Raw genomic sequence first — 21,200 nt, forward strand, 5'->3', positions numbered from 1 at the left:
GGCGGGATTGTTTGCGCCTTAGCGGCCGAGAAGATCGGGTGCGATCTTCTTGCAGGCGTCTACCAGACCCTGCACAGCGCCGACCGATTTGTCGAAGGCCTCGCGGTCCTTGCCGGCAAGCTCGATCTCGACGACGCGCTCGACGCCCTTGGCGCCGATCACGACGGGCACGCCGACATACATGTCCTTCACGCCGTATTCGCCGTTGAGGTAGGCAGCCGAGGCCAGCACGCGCTTCTTGTCGCGCAGATAGCTCTCGGCCATCGCGATCGCGGAGGCCGCCGGCGCGTAGAAGGCCGAGCCGGTCTTGAGCAGGTTGACGATCTCGGCGCCGCCGTTGCGGGTGCGATCGACGATCTCGTCAAGGCGCGCCTGCGAGGTCCAGCCCATCTTGACGAGGTCGGGCAGCGGGATGCCGGCGACGGTGGAATACTTCACCAACGGCACCATGGTATCACCGTGGCCGCCGAGCACGAAGGCGGTGACGTCCTCGACCGAGACATTGAACTCGTCGGCCAGGAAGTAGCGGAAGCGCGAGGAATCCAGCACGCCGGCCATGCCGACGACCTTCTTGTGCGGCAGGCCCGAGGCCTTCTGGAGCGCCCAGACCATCGCATCGAGCGGGTTGGTGATGCAGATGACGAAAGCGTCGGGGGCGTATTTCTTGATGCCGGCGCCGACCTGCTCCATGACCTTGAGGTTGATGGAGAGGAGATCGTCGCGGCTCATGCCGGGCTTGCGCGGCACGCCGGCGGTGACGATGCAGACTTTGGCGTTGTCGAGGGCTTCGTAGGAATTGGCGCCGGTGAAGTGCGCGTCAAAACCGTCGACCGGCGAGGACTGCGCGATGTCGAGCGCCTTGCCCTGCGGCACGCCCTCGGCGATGTCGAACATCACCACGTCGCCCAGTTCTTTCAGCCCGATGAGATGAGCCAGCGTTCCGCCGATCTGACCGGAGCCAATCAAAGCAATCTTGTCGCGCGCCATGTGAACCTGTCCTCTAGACATCCAGGAGGGAAAACTGAGTGGGTGGTTATCCCTTTCGCTTTCCCCGTTCAAGTCGCCGGATGCCCAATTGTCGGGCTTGCCGAGCCAGCAGCCAGCCTCCCCTGGTTGTCATTCCGGGATGCGCCGACAGGCGCAGGCCCGGAATCCAACGGGCGGCAGAGTTGGTGGCGCGATGGATTCCGGGCTCGCGCTTCGCGCGCCCCGGAATGACACCGGAGAAATGGTGAAATAGGACTTAAGTCTCCACCAGACCCTTGGTCGAGCCGCTGGCAGCGGAATCCTTGCGGCCATGCGCCAGCGCCAGATAGGATTCCGAGCTCATCTCGATCAGACGCGAAGCCGTCCGCTTGAACTCGTTGGCCTCGTTGCCCTCGTGGGCGAGGTAGAGCGAAATCGGATTGGCGTCGGCCGAGGCCATCAGCTTCACGGCATTGTCATAGAGCGCGTCGATCAGCGTGATGAAGCGCTTGGCGGAATTGCGCTGGGAGACGTCCATCACTGGAATATGGTCGACCAGGATGGTGTGGTAGTCGTGCGCGAGCCTGAGGTAATCAGATGCGCCGAGCGGCTTCTCGCAGAGGTCGGCGAACGAGAACCGTGCCACGCCATGGGCCGAGCACGGCACGTGCAGGATGCGGCCCTTGATCGAAATATCGCGCGACTTGCATTTGGCGCCGCCCGACATCCTCGACCAGGCGCGGTCGAGCGCGGCGTCCGCATCGCTGTCGGCCGGAGTCAGCCACATCGGCACGCCCTGAAGCTTCTCCAGCCGGAAGTCGGTGCGCGCATCGAGCCGCGCCACGTCCATATGGTCGGTGATCTGCTTGATGAAGGGCAGGAACAGTGAGCGGTTCAAGCCGCCCTTGTAGAGATCGTCCGGCGCGACGTTGGAGGTCGCGACCACCACGGTGCCGAGCTCGAACAATTTGGCGAACAGGCGCCCCAGGATCATCGCGTCGGCGATGTCGGTGACGTGGAATTCGTCGAAGCAGAGCAGCCAGCTCTCCTCGAAGATCGCGTTCGCGGTCAGCGCGATGACGTCGCCATCGGCGATCTCGCCGCGCGCGATGCCCTGGCGATAGTCGTAGATGCGCTCGTGCACGTCGGCCATGAATTCGTGGAAATGCGCGCGGCGCTTGTGCTCCACGGTGGAGTGCTGGAAGAATAGGTCCATCAGCATGGTCTTGCCGCGGCCGACCTCGCCATGGATGTAGAGCCCGTGCGGCGCCTCGTCCTTGTCGCTGCTGAACAGGCGCGCGAGCAGGCCCTGCTTGCGCTGCGGCTTGTAGTCCGCGAGCCGCTGGTCGAGCGCCGTATAGGCCTCGGCGACCTCGGCCTGTGCGGCATCGGGCTCGATCGCGCCGGAGGCGATCTGGGCCTGGTATGCCTCGCGGAATGTGGAACCGGGCGTGGAGAGCATGGCCCTTTACCGCCAGAGACCGGCGGAAATTGCAACGGTATATTGGCGCAAGGGGCGTATGCGCTTACCCTCATCCACGTGGGTGCGGGTGGACAATTGAAATATCAGTGAATTAAAGCGGTTACTTTGAGGTTCCTGACATGGCTCTTAGTATCGAGGACCCCGAGACCGAGCATCTCGCGTGGAGGCTGGCGCAACTCACCGGCGAGACCGTTGTGGTCGCGACGAAGCGAGCCATCGAGGAACGGCTTGGCCGGATCGATAATCAGCACCACAAGACTGCTCTCTTGGAGGATATGGCTGCGATTCGCCGACGTTGGAGCGAGCTGCCTTTGATAGCCGACCAGACGGCCAAAGAAATTGTTGCCTACGACAAACACGGATTGCCATTCTGACCGCGAGAGACGCTACGCGTTTACGCGCCCTATGGCCCGATCTTCTTGCGAGCCAAGCTCACTCACACAGCTCGTAGGCATCCTCGACGACATACGGGCCGCCGCCGGTGGAGGCGCGCGAGGAGAACAGAACGAACCGTTCGGCCGTAAATGCCTTGCTCGGGAAGTAGCCGCGGAGCGAGAGATAGTCGGCGACGTCGCGGTCGGTGGCGTCGTGCAGGCGGGCCAGCGTGACGTGCGGGATGAATTTGCGTCCCTCGGGATCGAGACCGATCCGCTGCATCATGCGCTCGAGCTCGGCCTGCAAGTCCATCAGCGGCTTGTTCGGCGCAATCGTCGCAACGACCGCCCGCGGTTTGCGGCCGCCAAAACTCGTCAGCCCCTGCACCTTCACCTCGAACGGCTTGCGGTCGACGCGAAACAGCATCGATGCGATCTCGTTGGCGGAGATGCCGTCGATATCGCCGATGAAGCGCAAGGTGACGTGATAATTTTCGGGATCGATCCAGCGGGCGCCTGGAAGGCCACCTCGCAAATTGGACAGCGTCTGGCAGACCTCGGCTGGAATTTCCAGACCTGTGAACAAACGCGGCATCGTTTCGCACTCCCGATGCTTGGGCATGATCCGCTTGAGGAAGATCATATCCAAATTTTAGAGCCGGCGACGAATCATCTGTACCTTGATTCCTATCGCACTTGTGTGACTCTGCAAGCGTCGCGCGCCTCGCCCCGGTAAAACCCTGGGAATTAGGGTTAGCGCTGCCTGCTTTTCATCATCGCTGCTCGCTAATATTGCGCAGGAATGCCTCCACCGTGGGCATCATGTGGCCGACGATGATGTCGACGCCTTCAGCGGTCGGATGAATGCCGTCAGCCTGGTTGAGCTTGGCGTCGGCCGCGACACCGTCGAGGAAGAAAGGATAGAGCGGCACGTCGAATTTTTTCCCCAGATCCGGATAAATCGAATTGAAGCGCTTAGCGTATTCTGCGCCGTAATTCGGCGGCGCCAGCATGCCGCACAACATCACGGGGATCTTGCGCGCCTTCAGACGCTGGACGATGTCGGTCAGCGCGGCGCGGGTCAAATCGGGATCGATGCCGCGCAGCGCGTCGTTGGCGCCAAGCTCGACGATGACGCCTTCGGTTCCGTCAGGGACCGACCAGTCGAGCCGGTCGCGGCCGCCGGAAGAAGTGTCGCCGGACACTCCGGCGTTCGTCATGTCGACCGCTATACCTTTGGCCTGCAACGCTTTTTGGAGCTTTGCCGGGAACGCCTGCTGGGCCGGGAGGCCGAGACCGGCACTCAAGGAATCGCCGAGAACGACAAGCTTGAGCGGTTTTGTCGCTTGCGCCCAAGCCGGCCCCGCGACTGTCATCAAAGCGAGCATCAACACGGCTATGTGCATGAAGAATCCGTAACGCCTCTCGACCGCGCTAGCGGAGTTGCCATATGACCGGACCATGGACACTCGCATCGAATCCTCTTCGCTCGCCGGCACCACGCCGGACACCATTGCCATCTCCAACGTCAATCTCTCATTGGGGACGGGGGCGGCACGCGTTCACATCCTCAAGGATATCAGCTTGCGCGTCGGCTCGGGCGAGACGATCGGCCTGATTGGCCCGTCAGGCTCGGGCAAATCCACGCTGCTGATGGTGATGGCGGGGCTGGAGCGTCCTGATAGCGGAGAGGTGGTGGTCAATGGCACGCCTTTCAATGCCCTCGACGAGGACGCGCTCGCCCGCTTCCGCGGCCGCCAGGTCGGCATCGTCTTCCAGTCGTTTCATCTGATCCCGACCATGACGGCGCTAGAGAACGTCGCCGTGCCGCTCGAGCTTGCCGGCAATCCCGATGCCGCCAGACGCGCGGCGCAGGAGCTGCAATCAGTCGGGCTCGGCGACCGCTTGCATCATTATCCGACACAGCTCTCCGGCGGCGAGCAGCAGCGCGTCGCGCTCGCCCGCGCGCTGGCGCCCGATCCCGCCATCCTCGTCGCCGACGAGCCGACCGGCAATCTCGACGAGACCACCGGAAAACAGATCGTCGACCTCTTGTTCGGCAAGCATGCCGAGCGCGGCATGACGCTGGTGCTGGTCACCCACGATTCCTCGCTCGCGCATCGCTGCGATCGCGTGATCCGGCTGCGCTCCGGGCGCATCGACACCCAGTCTGCGCCGGCATGAGCGCTGCTGTCGAACCGTTCGCGCGGCCGAGCGCCGTGGCGCTGTCGCTGCGTTACGCGTTGCGCGAATTGCGCGGCGGCCTGCGCGGCTTCTACGTCTTCATTGCCTGCATCGCGCTCGGCGTGATGGCGATCGCCGGCGTCGGCTCGGTGTCGGCAAGCCTCAGCGACGGTCTCGCCCGCGAAGGCCGCACGCTGCTCGGCGGCGACGTCTCCTTCGTGCTGTTTCAGCGCGAGGCCAAGCCCGAGGAGGTCGCCTTCCTGCGCTCGCGTGGCGCCGTCTCGACCGCCGCCACCCTGCGCGGCATGGCGCGCGCGGCCGACGGCCAGTTGGCGCTGGTCGAGATGAAGGCGGTCGACGACACCTATCCGATGCTCGGGCAATTGACGCTGGCGCCGCCGCTGCCGATGTCCGACATCCTTGCGGAGCGCGACGGCGCGTTCGGTGCGGCCGCCGATCCGACGCTTCTTGCCCGTCTCTCCCTCAAGACCGGCGACCGCGTCACCATTGGCTCGGCGACTTTCCAGATCCGCAGCACGGTCGAGGCCGAGCCGGACAAGCTCGCCGGCGGCATCGGCTTCGGACCGCGCTTCCTGATCAGCGAGGCGGGCCTGCGCGCCACCGGCCTGATCCAGCCCGGCAGCCTGGTGCGTTGGGTCTACCGGGTGAAACTGCCTGATGCCGCCAACAGCGAGCGCGCCACCGACGCTTTCATTGCGGATGCGCGAGCTGCGGCGCCGCAGGCCGGCTGGGAAATCCGCAGCCGCTCCAATGCCTCGCCGCAGCTCGAGCGCAACATCAGCCGTTTCACGCAATTCCTGACGCTGGTCGGCCTCGCCGCGCTGCTGGTCGGTGGTGTCGGCGTCGCCAACGCCGTGAAGAGCCATATCGACCGCAAGCTCGAGGTGATCGCGGCCTTCAAGGCCGTCGGAGCCACCGGCCGCGACGTGTTCGGCATCTATCTCGCGCAGGTCATCCTGCTCGCGGCGATCGGCTCCGTGATCGGATTGGTGCTCGGCGCCGCCATGCCCTTCGCCATCGTCGGATTGTTCGGGAAGATGCTGCCGCTGCCGGTGGTGGCGGCGGTGCATGCCGACGAGCTTGCGCTGTCCTTCGTCTATGGCATCCTGACCGCGCTGGCCTTCGGTCTGTGGCCGCTCGGACGCGTGCACGACGTGCCGGTGGCGGCCCTGTTCCGCGACACCATCAGCTCGGATTGGCACCGGCCGCGCTGGAGCTACCTCGTCTTCATGGCCGTCGTGGTCGCGCTGCTGATCGCGGTCGTGATCGGCCTGTCTTTCGACAAGCGCATCGCCGCGGTGTTCGTGGCCTCCTCCGTCGTCGTGTTCGCTTTGCTCCGCGGCATCGCCGCGCTGCTGATGACGATCGCGCGGCGGCTGCCGCGGACGCGGCTGCCGATGCTGCGGCTTGCGATCGCCAATATCCACCGGCCGGGCGCGCTGACGCCCTCCGTCGTGCTGTCGCTGGGGCTCGGGCTCGCCGTGCTCGTCACCATCACCCAGATCGACGGCAATCTGCGCCGGCAGTTTCTCGCGGCCCTGCCCGACCAGGCGCCGTCGTTCTTCTTCATCGACATCCCGAGCACGCAGGCCGCCGAGTTCGACGGCTATCTGCGCCGGATCGCGCCGGGCGCAAAGGTCGAGGACGTCCCGATGCTGCGCGGGCGCATCGTCGGAGCGCGCGGGTTGCGCGCCGAAGAACTCAAGCCGACCACTGATTCGGAGTGGGTGCTGCAGAGCGACCGCGGCCTGACCTATACCGCCGAACTGCCGAAGGGCTCCAAGGTGGTCGAGGGCGAATGGTGGCCCGCCGACTATTCCGGTCCGCCGCTGGTCTCGATGGAGAAGAAGATCGCCGACGGCCTCGGTCTGAAGCTCGGCGACGAGGTCGTGGTCAACGTGCTCGGCCGCGACATTCCCGCCAGGATCGGCAATCTGCGCACCATCGACTGGCAGGGGATGGGCATCAATTTCGTGCTGGTGTTCTCGCCGAACGCCTTCAAGGGCGCGCCGCACACCCATATCGCGACCCTGACGGAAGCCGGCGGCACTGCAGCGGGCGACGGCAAGATCATCAAGCAGGTCGCCGACGCCTATCCGATGGTGACGAGCGTGCGCGTGCGCGAGGTAATGGAAACGGTCGGCGCGGTCGTGACCAATCTGGCGCTGGCAATCCGCGGCGCCAGCGCCGTGACCCTGATCTCGGCGATCCTGGTGCTGGGCGGGGCGCTCGCCGCCGGCCATCGCCACCGGGTCTATGACGCGGTGATCCTCAAGACCCTGGGCGCGACACGGCTGCGCCTGCTCGGCGCCTACGCGCTCGAATACCTCCTGATCGGGCTCGCGACCGCGGTGTTCGGCGTGATCGCCGGCAGCATCGCCGCCTGGATGATCGTGACGCGGCTGATGACGCTCACATTCGTCTGGCAGGCCGGCAGCGCGGCCGGCGTGGTTGCGGCCGCCCTCATCGTTACGGTCGGGCTTGGGCTCGCCGGCACGCTGCTGGCGTTGAACAAAAAGCCCGCCACGGTGTTGCGCAATTTGTGACAAATGGTAGCGGCTGTCCTTGTGGGAGCGAAATCGCACGATTCCTGCGATTAACCACGCCCGCTCGTCGAGATTGCAGGAGAGGGCGACATTCAGCCGCGCGTGGACCGTTGCAGCGGATGTGTTAGTTTCCCACATATCAGATGGGTTCGGAGCCCGGATTGTGAGCCAAATTTAATATCGGCCCACGACGGTATCCGAGATAGAATATGACGAACCGGCGGCATGGCACCCTTCATGCCGAACCGGGCTAACCAACGGGAATTCGACCATGTCGGACCTAGACCGTAATTACGCTTCTCCTTTCGGCAGGGCCGCCGGGCGTGTTGACGCCGCGACGGTCGACGCCGGCCTGCGCGCCTACATGCTGCGCATCTACAATTACATGAGCATTGGCCTGGCCATCACCGGCCTGGCCGCGCTCGGCGTCTACATGGCTGCCGTGACCGACGTCCCGACCGCGGACGCCGTCCGCGTCGGCAAGATGTTCCTGACGCCGTTCGGCTACGCGATGTTCGTCAGCCCCCTGAAGTGGCTGTTCATGCTCGCGCCGCTCGCCATGGTGTTCGTGATCTCGGCAGGCATCAACCGCCTGGCCCCGTCGACCGCCCAGATCCTGTTCTGGGTGTTCGCGGCGCTGATGGGCATCTCGCTGTCGTCGATCTTCCTGGTGTTCACGCACACCTCGATCGTTCGGGTGTTCTTCATCACGGCGGCGACCTTCGGCGCACTCAGCCTCTATGGCTACACCACCAAGCGTGACCTCACCGGGATGGGCTCGTTCCTGTTCATGGGCCTGATCGGCATCATCCTCGCGAGCCTGGTCAACCTGTTCCTGGCGAGCACGATGCTGCAGTTCATCGTCTCGGTGGTCGGCGTGCTGGTGTTCGCGGGCCTCACCGCCTGGGATACCCAGCGGCTGAAGAACGACTACATCTACGGCTACGCTTCGGCCGGCGGTGACATCGCAGAGCGTGCGGCCATCACCGGCGCACTGTCGCTGTACCTGAACTTCATCAACCTGTTCACGCTGCTGCTGCAGCTCCTCGGCCAGCGCGACTAAGCGCCAGCCTGAGAGAATGGACACGAACCCCGGCCGAGAGGCCGGGTTTTTGTTTGGGCCGGGCGCGACCACAAGCGACCGTCGTTGCGAGGAGCTCTTGCGAAGAAGCCATCCAGAGTCCCTCCGCGGACGCATTCCTGGCTTGCTTCGCTGCGCGCGCGATGACGGGTGGGGCAGCGTCGTTGCCTCTTCCAGCCGTCGCGGGAAAGCTCTAATCTTGCCCCATGTCCGCACCCGAAATTAGGCCCACGCTCGAGGCCGACCTCCCCGCCATCACTGCCATCTACCAGCAGGCTGTCCGCGAGGGCACCGCGACGTTCGAGCTGGAGCCTCCTGACCTTGCCGAGATGACGCGGCGCTATCGCGCGCTGATCGACGGCGGCTATCCCTATTTCGTCGCCATCCTCGAGGGCCGCCTCGCGGGCTACGCCTATGCCGGCGCCTACCGGCCGCGGCCGGCCTATCGCTTCACGGTCGAGAACTCGATCTATCTCGACCCCGGCTTCCACCGCCGCGGCATTGGGGCGCTTCTGCTGGAGCGGCTGATCACCGAATGCGAGGCGCGCGGCTTCCGCCAGATGATCGCGGTGATCGGCGACTCCGCCAATGCCGGGTCGATCGGCGTGCACACCAAGGGCGGCTTCAAGATGATCGGCACGCATCCCAGTGTCGGGCTGAAATTCGGCCGCTGGCTGGACACGGTGATGATGCAGCGCGACCTCGGCGAGGGCGCAAGCACGGTGCCTGGGAAGTAATCGAGTGTCGTAGGGTGGGTTAGCGAAGCGTAACCCACCTCCTGTATTTCCACGTCGACAGAAGTGGTGGGTTACGCCTTCGGCTAACCCACCCTACGGCATCGGAATGATGCCGCTACACCACCGCCAATTTCCGATCGATCACCAGCAGCACGCGTTCGAGTTCGTGGCCACGGCGCAGGATCAGGCCGGTCGCCGAGATCACGCTGTACATGCCCTGCTTGCGCGCGAGCCGCGGATCCTTTTCGATGCGATAGATCGGCACTTCCGAGGCTCGTCGGTAGACCGAGAACACGGCGCGGTCCCTGAGGAAGTCGATGGCGTAGTCGCGCCACTCGCCGTCGGCGACCATGCGGCCGTAGAGATTGAGAATACGGTGCAGCTCGAGCCGGTTGAAGGTCACCCGGGTCGGCTGCGTGTTCGCAGCCGCGGGGCGCGCCGCCCGCTGCTCGCTCGGATCGGCATCCTCCGACAGACTCATGGAACGCCTCCTGTCGCATCAGCATGATCGCGCCCGCGAAGACCGTCCCCGGAACCGCGGATCATGACAGTTGCATGATTGCGCCAACTGTTCCCGGCCGCAAGAGGCTCCTCACTCAACTCATTGAATCGCGTGCGAATCACAGCACACGCAGGAGTGGAACTCTGTCGCGACGAACCGTCACGGGATCGTTAGCAGGAATCATAGTATCGCCGCTTTTCCGCCAAGCGCCCGCCGCCCTGCATTGCGAAAAGACTTGTGTGCGTTGACCCGGTCCTTTCGGTTCCGGATTCCTCAGCCCCCAGCCCCCGGGGTCGAACAGGATCGGGTCTGTACGCACGACAAGGAGGGCCAACGCAAGTTGGTCCTTTTTGTTTGTGTCGGGATGTTTCCGACGCGCCGTCATCCCGGGGCGCGCAGGGCGCGTGCTATGGTGCGCAATTGCGCACCTGAGAATCCATCGATCCGATTTTCGAGATGAGAAATGGATTCCGGGCTCGCGCCAAGAGGCGCGCCCCGGAATGACGAGAGACTGGCTTCTGAGATGATCTTGAGTGCGCTGCGCTTCAGCGCAGCGACGTGTATGCCGCGCCGAGCATCGGCCCCGGCTTCTCGCGGCTGCCGTCCTGGACGTAGACCACCGCGCCGTCGACGCCGTCGCGCGTGAGGTTCTCGATCGGCACGGTCCAGCTCTCCGGACGGCCAGTCCAGTCGCCGACCTTCAGCAGGTTGCGCACAACGTTGTGATAGGTGACCTGCTGTCCGCGATTCTCGCCGCGGCTGATCGCGATCGGCACCGACCTTGCGATCGAGCAGATCCAGACCTCGCCATGCGACACCGCCGGCTCATTGCTCGCGGCCACCGAAACGTTGATCTGCTTGCCCGAGAGCGACATCGTCACCGGCACGCTCATCACGCCCGTGCCCTTGTCAGTTTTGCCGATCGCATTCTCGATGCCGGCACGGTCGCTGCCGATGACATGCGTGGCACCGTTGACGACGACCTGCGGCGTGTAGACCTCGCGGTCGCCGCGCATGCGCGAATAGGCGCGCTGCCGCGCCGAGAAGCGGGAATCCGCCAGCGTGTCCTTCCAGCCGAGATAGTCCCAATAGTCGATCGGCATGCTCAGCGCGATGACGGAGGGATCCTTGGCAAGGTCGCCGATGATCTTGTCGGCGGGCGGGCAGGACGAGCAGCCCTGCGAGGTAAACAATTCGACAACGGCACGAGGATCGGCATGCGCGGGACGAATGACGGCGACGATAGCGCAGATGCCGAGCGCTCCCGACCAGAGTGCACCGGACCAGCGCGAAACCAGATTAGAGGCCATTGCAGTCATGTCGAACGTCACACCTCGCACGCGTTGCGGAATATCCTATCGCCTGATGGTCACCGTAGTCTTACGGGCATCACACATCAAACCGTCCAGGGCGAGGTTTTCCGCCGGGCGGGGCCATCGAAAGCGCGCCTTAACGCACGAAGGCGGCCTTGTGATAGGCCGCCCTCGTTTAACCTTCTACTCACGTCGCAGTGAGCCACCGTTCACAAATTCGCGCTTAAGCCGCGAGCTTGCGCAGCACGTAGTGCAGAATGCCGCCGTTTCGATAGTAATCGAGCTCGTCCAGCGTATCGATGCGGCAGAGCAGCGAAACGCGCTGCAACGAACCGTCTCCGGAGACGATTTCCGCGGTCAGCTTCTGACGGGGCTTCAGATCGCCGACGAGGCCGCGCAGCGTGACCTTCTCGTCGCCCTTCAGGCCGAGCGACGACCATGAGGTGCCCTCCTCGAAGGTCAGGGGCAGCACGCCCATGCCGACCAGGTTGGAGCGATGGATGCGCTCGAAGCTCTGGCAGATCACGGCGCGCACGCCGAGCAGACGCGTGCCCTTCGCAGCCCAGTCGCGTGAGGAGCCGTTGCCGTATTCGGCGCCTGCGAACACCACCAGCGGCACCTGCTCCTGCTGGTACTTCATCGCGGCGTCGTAGATCGACATCTGTTCGCCGTCGGGCCAGTGCTTGGTGAGACCGCCTTCCGGAATGTTGCCGTCGGCGCCCTTGAGCATGAAGTTCTTGATGCGGATGTTGGCGAAGGTGCCGCGCATCATGACTTCATGGTCGCCGCGCCGCGTGCCGTACTGGTTGAAGTCGGCGGGACGCACCTGGTGCTCGCTGAGATATTTGCCCGCCGGCGAGGTGAGCTTGATCGAACCGGCCGGCGAGATGTGGTCGGTGGTGATCTTGTCGCCGAACATGGCGAGGATGCGAGCCTCGACGATGTCGGTGACCGGCTCCGGCTCCTTCTTCATGCCTTCGAAATAGGGCGGGTTCTGCACGTAGGTCGAGCTCATGTTCCAGCGATAGGTCTCGCTCTCGACGGTCTTGATCTTGCGCCAGTTGGTGTCGCCCTTGAACACGTCGGCATACTTCTTCTTGAAGATCGCCGCGGTCACGAACTTCTTCATGAACGCGTTGATCTCCTTGGTCGTCGGCCAGATGTCCTTCAGGTAGACCGGCTTGCCGTCCTTGCCTTCGCCGAGCGGCTCGACAGCGAGATTCTTGGTGACGCTGCCCGCCAGCGCGTGGGCGACGACCAGCGGCGGCGAAGCGAGATAGTTCGCCTGCACGTCCGGCGAGACGCGGCCTTCGAAGTTGCGATTACCGGAGAGCACGGCGGCCGCGACGATGCCGTTGTCGTTGATCGACTTCGAGATCTCCTCCGGCAGCGGACCGGAATTGCCGATGCAGGTGGTGCAGCCGAAGCCGACCAGGTTGAAGCCGACCTTGTCGAGATCTTTCTGGAGACCGGAATCGGCAAGATAGGCCGCGACCACCTGGCTGCCCGGCGCAAGCGAGGTCTTCACCCACGGCTTGGCCTTGAGGCCCTTCGCGGCTGCGTTCCGGGCCAGGAGGCCGGCGCCGATCAGCACGCTCGGGTTCGAGGTGTTGGTGCAGGAGGTGATGGCGGCAATGACGACGTCGCCATGGCCGATCTCGAAGTTCTTGCCTTCGACCGCAAAACGCTTGTTCGGCTCCTCGGTCTTCTTGTACTCGGTGCCGAGCGCCAGCGAGAAGCCTTCGGCCACCGACGGCAGCGCGATGCGGCCCTCGGGACGCTTCGGACCTGCCATCGAGGGCACGACGTCGCCGAGATCGAGCGTCAGAGTCTCGGTGAATACCGGATCAGCCGACTTGGCGGTGCGGAACAGGCCCTGCGCCTTGGCATAGGCCTGCACCAGCGCGACGCGCGCCGGAGCGCGGCCGGAGGTCTTGAGATAATCGATCGCGGCAGCGTCGACCGGGAAGAAGCCGCAGGTCGCGCCATATTCGGGCGCCATGTTGGCGATGGTGGCCTTGTCGGCGACGGAGAGATGGTCGAGGCCGGGGCCGAAGAACTCGACGAACTTGCCGACCACGCCGAGCTTGCGCAGCATCTGCGTGACCGTGAGAACCAGGTCGGTCGCGGTGACGCCTTCCTTCATCGCGCCCTTCAGCTTGAAGCCGACGACGGTGGGCAGCAGCATCGACAGCGGCTGGCCGAGCATGCAGGCTTCCGCCTCGATGCCGCCGACGCCCCAGCCGAGCACGGCGAGACCGTTGACCATGGTGGTGTGCGAGTCGGTGCCGACCAGCGAGTCGGGATAGGCGACCTCGAAGGTGCCGGTCTTCTTGCCGACCGTCATCTTCTCCTTCTTGGTCCAGACCGTCTGGGAGAGATATTCGAGATTGACCTGGTGGCAGATGCCGGTGCCGGGCGGCACGACGGAGAAGTTCGAGAACGCCTTCTGGCCCCACTTCAGGAACTCGTAGCGCTCCTGGTTCTGCTTGTATTCCTCGGTGACGTTCTTGCCGAACGCCTTGTTGTCCCCGAAGAAGTTCACGATCACGGAGTGGTCGATGACGAGGTCGACCGGTACCAGCGGGTTGATCTTCTCGGCATCGCCGCCGAGCTTCTGCATCGCGTTGCGCATCGCGGCGAGATCGACCACCGCGGGAACGCCGGTGAAGTCCTGCATCAGCACGCGCGCGGGGCGGAACGCGATCTCATGCTCCAGCGACCTCTTGCGCAGCCACTTCGACACCGCGACGATGTCTGCCTTCTTGACCGTGCGGCCGTCCTCGTTGCGAAGGAGGTTTTCGAGCAGGACCTTCATCGAATAGGGAAGCTTCGAAATTCCCTTCAGACCATTCTTCTCGGCCGTGGGCAGGCTGTAATAGACATAGGTCTTGGCGCCGACCTTGAGGGTCTTTTTGCATTTGAAGCTGTCGAGCGAGGTCATGTAGGAAATCCCAATTGTTAGTTATACCCGGCGGGGTATTTTAACACCGTCAGCGTATCAGGCTGGATCGCTTGCAGGGGCAGGTTGAGTTGCTGCATCAAGTAGTTCCGGGCTTATAGAAGCTTTCTAACCGCGCCGCCACAGCCACAATCGTACCGCAGCAATTTGCGAGCCAAAAATTCCCATGCGCTACCCCAAGATTTCCTGAGGCCTGCTTTGAGCGGATCGGACCAAGGATCGGACCAAGGCAGGATGCAGCTTTCCGGACACGGGGTGGTTTGCGTGCGGGGCGGCCGCGAGGTGTTCGCCGGGCTCGATTTCGCGGCCAGGTCCGGCGAGGCCGTGGCGGTGATGGGTCGCAACGGCTCGGGCAAGACCTCGCTGCTGCGGCTGATCGCGGGCCTGCTCGTTCCGGCCGGCGGCACAATCGCGCTGGAGGGGGCGATGCCGAGCTGACGCTGCCGGAGCAGTGCCACTATCTCGGCCATCGCGACGCCCTGAAGCCGGCACTGAGCGTGGCGGAAAACCTGTCATTCTGGGCCGATTTCCTCGGCGGCGAACGCTGCGAGGCCGTCGAAAGCCTCGCCACCGTCGGGCTCGACCATGCCACCCACCTGCCGGCCGGCTTCCTGTCCGCCGGCCAGCGACGACGGCTCTCGCTGGCCCGGCTGCTGACGGTCCGCCGGCCGGTCTGGCTGCTGGACGAACCGACCACGGCGCTCGACGTCGCCGGGCAGGACATGTTCTGCGGCCTGATGCGCGACCACCTCGCCCGCGGCGGGATGATCATCGCGGCGACGCACGCTGCGCTGGGGATTGATTCGCGAGAGCTGCGGATCGGGGGATGGCGTGATGCGCATCGACCCTCAGCTTTTCGAGCGGCCACAGATGTCGCTCCGGGCTCCCTCGCCTCTCCCGCTTGCGGGAGAGGTCGGCGCACAGCGCCGGGTGAGGGTTCTCTCCTCTAGGGGAATCTTCGTTGTCGAGGCACCCTCTCCCCAACCCTCCCCGCAAGCGGGGAGGGAGCGCACCGCCCTCGGGGCGCGACGGAGCCACCCCATGACCGCCCTTTCCGCCCTCATCCGCCGGGACATCCGGATCGCGCTCCGCGTCGGCGGCGGGGCGCTGATCGGCGTGCTGTTTTTCCTCACCGTGGTGGTGCTGATGCCGTTCGCGGTCGGGCCGGACCTGGCGCTGCTGTCGCGGCTCGGACCGGCGATCCTGTGGCTCGGGGCGCTGCTGGCGAGCCTGCTCACCCTGGACCGGATGTTCATGGCCGACCATGAGGACGGCTCGCTCGACCTGATCACGATGAGCCGGACGCCGCTGGAACTCGCCTGCGCCGGCAAGGCGCTGGCGCATTGGCTGGCGGCGGGGCTGCCGCTGATTGTCGCAACCCCCGTGCTGGGCCTCCTCCTCAACCTCGACATGGTCGCGACCGGTGCGGTGGCCCTGACGCTGCTGGCCGGCACCCCGGCGCTGACCTTTACCGGCATGATCGGCGCGGCGCTGGCGGTGACGCTGCATCGCGGCGGGCTGTTGATGGCGGTGCTGGTGCTGCCCCTGTCGATTCCCGTCCTGATTTTCGGGGTCGCGGCCTCCCAGGCCGTGATCGTCGGCCCCATGAATTTCGGCGCGCCGTTCTCGATCCTGTGCGCGCTGTCGCTGGTCAGCCTGGTGATCGGACCGTTCGCGGCGGCGGCGAGCCTGCGGCAAGGACTCGACTGACCGAGGGCTTGACTGACCAAGGGCTCGACCGACCTTGACCCCGATCAATTTTCGCTGCGGGCTTTCGTGCTGATTGCGTGAGCGCTTACCTGTGATTATCAGGATACCATGACGCTGATCGACCTCGCCAACCCGACCCGGTTCCTCGCGCTGACGGCGCGGGTGTTGCCGTGGCTCGCGGCCGCGACCGTCGTCCTGCTCGCGATCGGCCTCTATCAATCCGCCGCCGCGCCCGACGACTATCAGCAGGGCGCGACCGTCAAGATCATGTTCATCCACGTGCCCAATGCCTGGCTGTCGATGTTCGTGTGGGGCGTGATGAGCATCGCCTCATTGGGCACGCTGGTGTGGCGGCACCCGCTCGCCGACGTCGCCGCGAAGGCGGCAGCGCCGATCGGCGCCGCCTTCACCTTCCTCGCGCTTCTCACGGGATCGCTGTGGGGCCGGCCGATGTGGGGCACCTATTGGGAGTGGGACGCGCGGCTGACCTCGGTGCTGATTCTCTTCCTGATGTATCTCGGCCTGATGGCGCTGTGGCGCGCGGTCGACGATCCCTCCCGCGCGGCGCGCGCCGCCGCGGTGCTGACGCTCGTCGGCGCCATCAACCTGCCCATCATCAAGTTCTCCGTCGACTGGTGGAACACGCTGCACCAGCCGGCCTCGGTGATGCGCATGGGCGGCTCGGCGCTCGACAAATCGTTCCTGATTCCGCTACTGGTGATGGCGGTGGCATTCACCCTGCTGTTCGTCACGCTGCACCTGGCGGCGATGCGCAACGAGATTTTGCGCCGCCGCGTCCGTTCGCTGCAGATGATGCAGGCGAGCCGCGTTGCGTTTTCGGACACCGGTTCACGTCAGGGCAACGTGTCGAAGGAAGCCGGGGCCGCAGGATGATGTCGCTAGGTCCCTACGCCTCCTTCATCGTGACGTCGTATGCCGCGGCGGCGCTCGTGGTCGCGGTCCTGGTCGGTTGGATCGTTCTCGACTATCGCAGCCAGACGCGGCGCCTGCGCGAGCTCGACCGCAGCGGCATCACCCGCCGCTCGGGCCGCAGCGCGACCGAAACACCATGAGCGAGCAATCGACGTCCGCATCCCCGCAGCGCCGCACCTTCCTGATGGTGCTGCCGCTGCTCGCCTTCATTGCGCTGGCGCTGCTGTTCTGGTTCCGGCTCGGCAGCGGCGATCCCTCGCGGATTCCGTCCGCGCTGATCGGACGGCCGGCGCCGCAGACCGCGTTGCCGCAGCTCGAAGGATTGCGGGCCGACACCGCGCAGGTGCCGGGTCTCGACCCCGCCGCATTCAAGGGCAAGGTCAGTCTGGTCAATGTCTGGGCGTCCTGGTGCGTGCCCTGCCACGACGAGGCGCCACTCCTGACCGAGCTCGCCAAGGACAAGCGCTTCCAGCTCGTCGGCATCAACTACAAAGACGCGGCCGACAACGCCCGCCGCTTCCTGGGGCGCTACGGCAACCCGTTCGGCCGCGTCGGCGTCGACGCCAACGGCCGCGCCTCGATCGAATGGGGCGTCTATGGCGTGCCCGAGACATTCGTCGTCGGGCGTGAAGGCACCATCGTCTACAAGCTGGTCGGGCCGATCACGCCGGACAATCTGCGGACGGTACTGTTGCCGCAGATGGAGAAGGCGCTGGGGGCGGGGTCTTAGCCAAGACCGTCATCGCGCTCGCAATGACGAGTGGATAGACCTACCCCTTCCGCACATCCCCCGCATCCGCCTCGCTCTCCTCAAGCGAGACCGGCTCGACACCATAGCGCTTGGTCAGCGGCATCTGGGCGATGGCGAACACCATCGTCAGCGGCGTAACGCCGAACACCTTGAAATTCACCCAGAAATCCGTGCTCTGGGTGCGCCAGACGATCTCGTTCAGCACCGCCATGCCGGCGAAGAACAGCGCCCAGCGCAGCGTGAGGATGCGCCAGCCCTGCGGCGTCAAATTGAACATCTGGTCGAACATCACAGCGATGAAGGAACGGCCGAACAGGAGGCCGCCGCCGAGGATCGCGGCGAACAGGGCATAGATGATGGTCGGCTTGACCTTGATGAAGGTCTCGTCGTGCAGCACCAGCGTCAGCGTGCCGAACACCAGCACGACCACGCCCGTCACGATCGCCATGATCGGGATGTGGCGCGTGACCACATAGGAGGCGATCATCGCGGCCACGATCGCGACCATGAAGGCGCCGGTCGCAGCGAACAGATTGAACTTCGCATTGACGAAGAAGAAGACGAGCAGCGGACCGAGCTCGGTCGCAAGCTTGAACATCGGATGCGGCTGGGTCTTGTCCATTCTCTAGCTTTCGATTCCGGCAATGGCACGGGCGAAATCGCGCGCGGTGAACGGCGCGAGATCGTCGACGCCTTCGCCGACGCCGATGAAATGCACCGGCAGTTTGAATTTCTCCGCGAGCGCCACCAGGATGCCGCCGCGCGCGGTGCCGTCGAGCTTGGTCATCACGAGGCCGGTCACCCCGGCGGTGCGATGGAAGGCTTCGACCTGCGAAAGCGCATTCTGGCCGACCGTGGCGTCCAGCACCAGCAGCACCGCATGCGGCGCAGTGTCGTCCACCTTGCGGATCACGCGCACGACCTTTTCGAGCTCGTTCATCAGCTCGGCCTTGTTCTGCAGGCGCCCGGCGGTGTCGATCAGCAGCACGTCGACGCCCTGCTCCTTCGCCGCCGTCAGCGCGTTGAAGGCGAGGCTCGCCGAATCCGAGCCCTGCGCCCCTGATATCACCGGCGTCCTGGTGCGCTCACCCCAGACCTTGAGCTGCTCGATGGCGGCCGCGCGAAAGGTGTCGCCCGCGGCCAGCATCACCTTGCGGCCTTCGGAGGCGAATTTCTGCGAGAGTTTTCCGATGGTCGTGGTCTTGCCGGAGCCGTTGACGCCGACCACGAGGATCACGAATGGCTTCCTGGCCGCATCGATCACGAGCGGCTTGGCCACCGCCGTCAGCACCTTCTCGACCTCGGTCGCGACGACGTCCTTCACCTCCTCCGCCGAGATCGCCTTGTCGTAGCGCCCGGTGCCGACCGCGTCCGCGATCCGCACCGCGACGGAGGTGCCGAGGTCGGCGCGCAGCAGCACGTCCTCGATGTCGTCGAGCATGGCGCGGTCGAGCTTGCGCTTGGTGACGAGGTCGGCGACCGCGGTCCCGAGCGAGGACGAGGTGCGCTTCAGCCCGTCGGACAGGCGGCGCCACCAGCTCAGCTTGGGGGGATCTGACGTGGTATCGTTCATGATGGCGGTGTGTTAGCCGTTCCCGCCCCCAAACGAAAGTCTTGACCGAAAGTCTCGCCGACAACGAAAGTCCTGCAATTGCTCGATGTTCCCGAATTGACCGCCGAGGAGATCCTGGGCCGCGTGCTCCATCGCGACGGGCTGATGCTGGTCATCGACAAGCCGTCCGGCCTGCCGGTGCATCGCGGCCCGAAGGGCGGCGCCAATCTGGAAGCATCCTTTGGGGCGCTGTGTTTCGGCCTGCCCCGGCCGCCGGTGCTGGCCCACCGGCTGGACAAGGACACCTCCGGTTGCCTCGTGCTCGGCCGCCATCGCAAGGCCACCGCCTCGCTCGGCCTCCTGTTCAAGCACGGCAAGATCGGCAAGACCTACTGGACCGTGGTCGAGGGCGGCCCCGCCGAAGATGAAGGCACCATCGACATGCCGCTCGGCCGGCTCAATGCCGAACGCGGCTGGTGGCAGAAGCCCGACCCGGAAGGCCAGAAGGCGATCACCAACTGGAAAGTGATGGGCCGGGGCGAGGGCCTGACCTGGCTCGCCATGGAACCGGTAACTGGCCGGACCCATCAATTGCGGGTGCATTCGTCGGCCACCGGCTGGCCGATCTTCGGCGACAACATTTACGGCAACGGCCCCCGCTTCGGTGAGCCGAAGCTGCATTTGCATTCCCGCGAGATCGTGGTCCCGATCTCGCGAAACAAGGAGCCGGTCCGCGTGGTCGCGCCGGCCCCGCCTCACATGCACGAGAAGCTCCGGGCCTGCGGCTGGAATGGGGAGTAGCGGTACGGTTGTTCACCTCTCCCGCTTGCGTGCGAGGGAGCGCATCTGGGCCTTGGTTTACGAAACCTTCAGTGCTCGTCGCTAATGATGGCAGTTGCTTAGAACAAGCTTCCGTCAATCTGCTCAGGACGAGCTGCGCGTCATGTCCACGGCCGAGTTATCGATCATCGACGAAGTCGAATCCGCGATTCGGCTCGGCTCGGCGGAAAAAGGCGTGGAAACGGCCCGGCGCGTCACCGACCTGTTCCTGTCCTCCGCCGGCAGTTTTGACGACGAGCAGATCGCGCTATTCGACGACGTGCTCGAGCGCCTGATCGGCACGATCGAGCTGCGCGCCATCGCCGACATGGGCGCGCGCATTGCGCTGGCCGAGATCAGCACGCAGCTCGCGCCGATCGCCCAGGCACCGCCGTCCGTGATCCGCCGCCTCGCCAACAATGACGAGATTCGCATCGCCGGCCCCGTGCTCCAGGAATCCGCGCGCCTCGACGATGGCGAGCTGGTCAAGATCGCAGCATCCAAGGGCGAGCCGCATCTGCTCGCGGTCGCCGGCCGCTGGTGGCTGAAGGAGATCGTCACCGACGCGCTGCTGGCGCGCCGCTACCCGAGCGTTAGCCGGCGCCTCGCCGCCAATCCCGGCGCACGCGTCTCTTCGAAGGGTTTCGCTGTCATCGTCGGCCAGGCCGAAAGCGATCCGGAGCTGGCCATCAGCGTCGGGGTCCGGGTCGATCTGCCGTCGGAGCTGCGCCGCCAGTTGCTGCGCTCGGCGACGGATGCCGTTCGCACCCGCCTGCTGTCGCGCGCGCCGCCGCATCTGTTCGAGGAAATCCAGAGCGCGATCGCCGCCGTCACGGTCGGCGTCGAGCGCGAGATGTCCGGCGCCCGCGATTTCGAAGGGGCCAAGCGCGCCATCGCAAATCTCAAGGCCAATGGCCAGCTCACCGAGGCGGTGCTGCTCGGCTTCGCCAGGCAACGACGCTATGAAGAGGCCGTGGCCGCGCTGGCCGCGCTGTCCGGATCGACCGTCGAGGTGATTCGTCCGCTGATGCAGAGCCTGCGCGAAGACGGCCTGCTGGTGCCGTGCAAGGCGGCGCAGCTCTGCTGGGAAACGACCGCCGCCGTACTCGAAAGCCGCTTCGCCACGGGTGCGATGAAGCCGGCTGATATCGCGAGGGCGCAGGGAAATTACGCGAGGATGACGTCGGAGGACGCGCGGCGGACACTGCGATTCTGGCAGGTCAGGGCGTCGTAGCGCACGCTTTCACCAAACTAACGGTGTCATCC

At 65.0% G+C, this 21,200-nt stretch carries 20 protein-coding genes and 1 pseudogene; 12 read left to right on the forward strand and 9 right to left on the reverse strand.

Annotated features, from left to right (window positions below; genetic code table 11):
• Positions 1-18: 18 nt before the first annotated feature.
• Positions 19-987, reverse strand: coding sequence for a malate dehydrogenase (gene mdh / locus ACQ86E_RS12810; protein ID WP_431205688.1), 969 nt, complete (start codon positions 985-987; stop codon positions 19-21).
• 256 nt (positions 988-1,243) lie between these two features.
• On the reverse strand, positions 1,244-2,428 hold the full coding sequence (gene zapE, locus ACQ86E_RS12815; RefSeq protein WP_431205689.1) for a cell division protein ZapE: 1,185 nt from the start codon (positions 2,426-2,428) through the stop codon (positions 1,244-1,246).
• Between the two features lie 140 nt (positions 2,429-2,568).
• On the opposite strand from zapE, the gene ACQ86E_RS12820 reads away from it, so the two are divergent.
• Positions 2,569-2,823: a type II toxin-antitoxin system VapB family antitoxin gene (locus ACQ86E_RS12820; protein ID WP_431205690.1), complete on the forward strand. Its 255-nt coding sequence runs from the start codon at positions 2,569-2,571 to the stop codon at positions 2,821-2,823.
• Between the two features lie 58 nt (positions 2,824-2,881).
• On the opposite strand, the gene thpR is transcribed toward ACQ86E_RS12820, so the two are convergent.
• Together thpR and ACQ86E_RS12830 are read right to left on the reverse strand one after the other, a co-directional pair.
• Entirely contained in the window at positions 2,882-3,418 is a 537-nt protein-coding gene (thpR, locus tag ACQ86E_RS12825; protein ID WP_431205691.1) for an RNA 2',3'-cyclic phosphodiesterase, read from the reverse strand.
• A gap of 178 nt (positions 3,419-3,596) precedes the next feature.
• Entirely contained in the window at positions 3,597-4,229 is a 633-nt protein-coding gene (locus ACQ86E_RS12830) for a GDSL-type esterase/lipase family protein (RefSeq protein ID WP_431206461.1), read from the reverse strand.
• Between the two features lie 55 nt (positions 4,230-4,284).
• On the opposite strand from ACQ86E_RS12830, the gene ACQ86E_RS12835 reads away from it, so the two are divergent.
• The 4 genes from ACQ86E_RS12835 (at position 4,285) to ACQ86E_RS12850 (ending at position 9,392) form a co-directional block, all read left to right on the forward strand.
• The gene (locus tag ACQ86E_RS12835; RefSeq protein ID WP_014439015.1) at positions 4,285-5,007 is read left to right on the forward strand and encodes an ABC transporter ATP-binding protein; all 723 of its coding nucleotides are present in this window, start codon (positions 4,285-4,287) and stop codon (positions 5,005-5,007) included.
• A complete protein-coding gene (locus ACQ86E_RS12840; protein ID WP_431205692.1) occupies positions 5,004-7,574 on the forward strand; it encodes an ABC transporter permease in 2,571 nt (856 codons plus the stop codon). Before ACQ86E_RS12835 ends, ACQ86E_RS12840 begins: the two co-directional genes overlap by 4 nt.
• A gap of 271 nt (positions 7,575-7,845) precedes the next feature.
• Positions 7,846-8,637, forward strand: coding sequence for a Bax inhibitor-1/YccA family protein (locus ACQ86E_RS12845; protein WP_431205693.1), 792 nt, complete (start codon positions 7,846-7,848; stop codon positions 8,635-8,637).
• Positions 8,638-8,861: 224 nt separating this feature from the next.
• Positions 8,862-9,392 carry a GNAT family N-acetyltransferase gene (locus ACQ86E_RS12850; RefSeq protein ID WP_431205694.1) on the forward strand — a complete coding sequence of 177 codons (531 nt, stop codon included), beginning with the start codon at positions 8,862-8,864 and terminating at the stop codon, positions 9,390-9,392.
• A 115-nt stretch (positions 9,393-9,507) separates the two neighbouring features.
• On the opposite strand, the gene ACQ86E_RS12855 is transcribed toward ACQ86E_RS12850, so the two are convergent.
• The 3 genes from ACQ86E_RS12855 to acnA all read right to left on the reverse strand — a co-directional run bounded on the left by ACQ86E_RS12855 (position 9,508) and on the right by acnA (position 14,151).
• Entirely contained in the window at positions 9,508-9,873 is a 366-nt protein-coding gene (locus ACQ86E_RS12855) for a DUF2794 domain-containing protein (protein WP_431205695.1), read from the reverse strand.
• A 566-nt stretch (positions 9,874-10,439) separates the two neighbouring features.
• On the reverse strand, positions 10,440-11,213 hold the full coding sequence (locus ACQ86E_RS12860; protein WP_431205696.1) for a DUF1223 domain-containing protein: 774 nt from the start codon (positions 11,211-11,213) through the stop codon (positions 10,440-10,442).
• A 217-nt stretch (positions 11,214-11,430) separates the two neighbouring features.
• Complete coding sequence (gene acnA / locus ACQ86E_RS12865) at positions 11,431-14,151, reverse strand: aconitate hydratase AcnA (RefSeq protein WP_431205697.1); 2,721 nt, start codon at positions 14,149-14,151, stop codon at positions 11,431-11,433.
• Positions 14,152-14,403: 252 nt separating this feature from the next.
• Between acnA and ccmA the strand changes: the two are divergent.
• The 5 genes and pseudogenes from ccmA to ACQ86E_RS12890 form a co-directional block, all read left to right on the forward strand.
• A pseudogene (gene ccmA / locus ACQ86E_RS12870) lies at positions 14,404-14,996 on the forward strand (heme ABC exporter ATP-binding protein CcmA); the annotation flags it as partial.
• Between the two features lie 214 nt (positions 14,997-15,210).
• Positions 15,211-15,879 carry a heme exporter protein CcmB gene (ccmB, locus tag ACQ86E_RS12875; RefSeq protein ID WP_431205698.1) on the forward strand — a complete coding sequence of 223 codons (669 nt, stop codon included), beginning with the start codon at positions 15,211-15,213 and terminating at the stop codon, positions 15,877-15,879.
• Between the two features lie 108 nt (positions 15,880-15,987).
• Complete coding sequence (locus tag ACQ86E_RS12880; protein WP_431205699.1) at positions 15,988-16,773, forward strand: heme ABC transporter permease; 786 nt, start codon at positions 15,988-15,990, stop codon at positions 16,771-16,773.
• Entirely contained in the window at positions 16,770-16,952 is a 183-nt protein-coding gene (gene ccmD, locus ACQ86E_RS12885; RefSeq protein ID WP_431205700.1) for a heme exporter protein CcmD, read from the forward strand. The genes ACQ86E_RS12880 and ccmD overlap by 4 nt, the downstream gene beginning before the upstream one ends.
• A complete protein-coding gene (locus tag ACQ86E_RS12890) occupies positions 16,949-17,542 on the forward strand; it encodes a DsbE family thiol:disulfide interchange protein (RefSeq protein ID WP_431205701.1) in 594 nt (197 codons plus the stop codon). The genes ccmD and ACQ86E_RS12890 overlap by 4 nt, the downstream gene beginning before the upstream one ends.
• A gap of 40 nt (positions 17,543-17,582) precedes the next feature.
• On the opposite strand, the gene ACQ86E_RS12895 is transcribed toward ACQ86E_RS12890, so the two are convergent.
• Together ACQ86E_RS12895 and ftsY are read right to left on the reverse strand one after the other, a co-directional pair.
• Positions 17,583-18,185, reverse strand: a complete 603-nt coding sequence (locus ACQ86E_RS12895) for a septation protein A (protein ID WP_431205702.1) — start codon at positions 18,183-18,185, stop codon at positions 17,583-17,585.
• Positions 18,186-18,188: 3 nt separating this feature from the next.
• On the reverse strand, positions 18,189-19,136 hold the full coding sequence (gene ftsY / locus ACQ86E_RS12900) for a signal recognition particle-docking protein FtsY (protein WP_431205703.1): 948 nt from the start codon (positions 19,134-19,136) through the stop codon (positions 18,189-18,191).
• Positions 19,137-19,214: 78 nt separating this feature from the next.
• Here ftsY and ACQ86E_RS12905 point away from each other — a divergent pair, with 78 nt between their 5' ends.
• Together ACQ86E_RS12905 and ACQ86E_RS12910 are read left to right on the forward strand one after the other, a co-directional pair.
• The gene (locus tag ACQ86E_RS12905) at positions 19,215-19,916 is read left to right on the forward strand and encodes an RluA family pseudouridine synthase (RefSeq protein WP_431205704.1); all 702 of its coding nucleotides are present in this window, start codon (positions 19,215-19,217) and stop codon (positions 19,914-19,916) included.
• 142 nt (positions 19,917-20,058) lie between these two features.
• A complete protein-coding gene (locus tag ACQ86E_RS12910; protein ID WP_431205705.1) occupies positions 20,059-21,168 on the forward strand; it encodes a DUF2336 domain-containing protein in 1,110 nt (369 codons plus the stop codon).
• The last annotated feature ends 32 nt before the right edge of the window (positions 21,169-21,200 follow it).

The sequence above is a fragment of the Bradyrhizobium betae genome (genome assembly GCF_050632175.1).
Taxonomy (GTDB): domain Bacteria; phylum Pseudomonadota; class Alphaproteobacteria; order Rhizobiales; family Xanthobacteraceae; genus Bradyrhizobium; species Bradyrhizobium betae_B.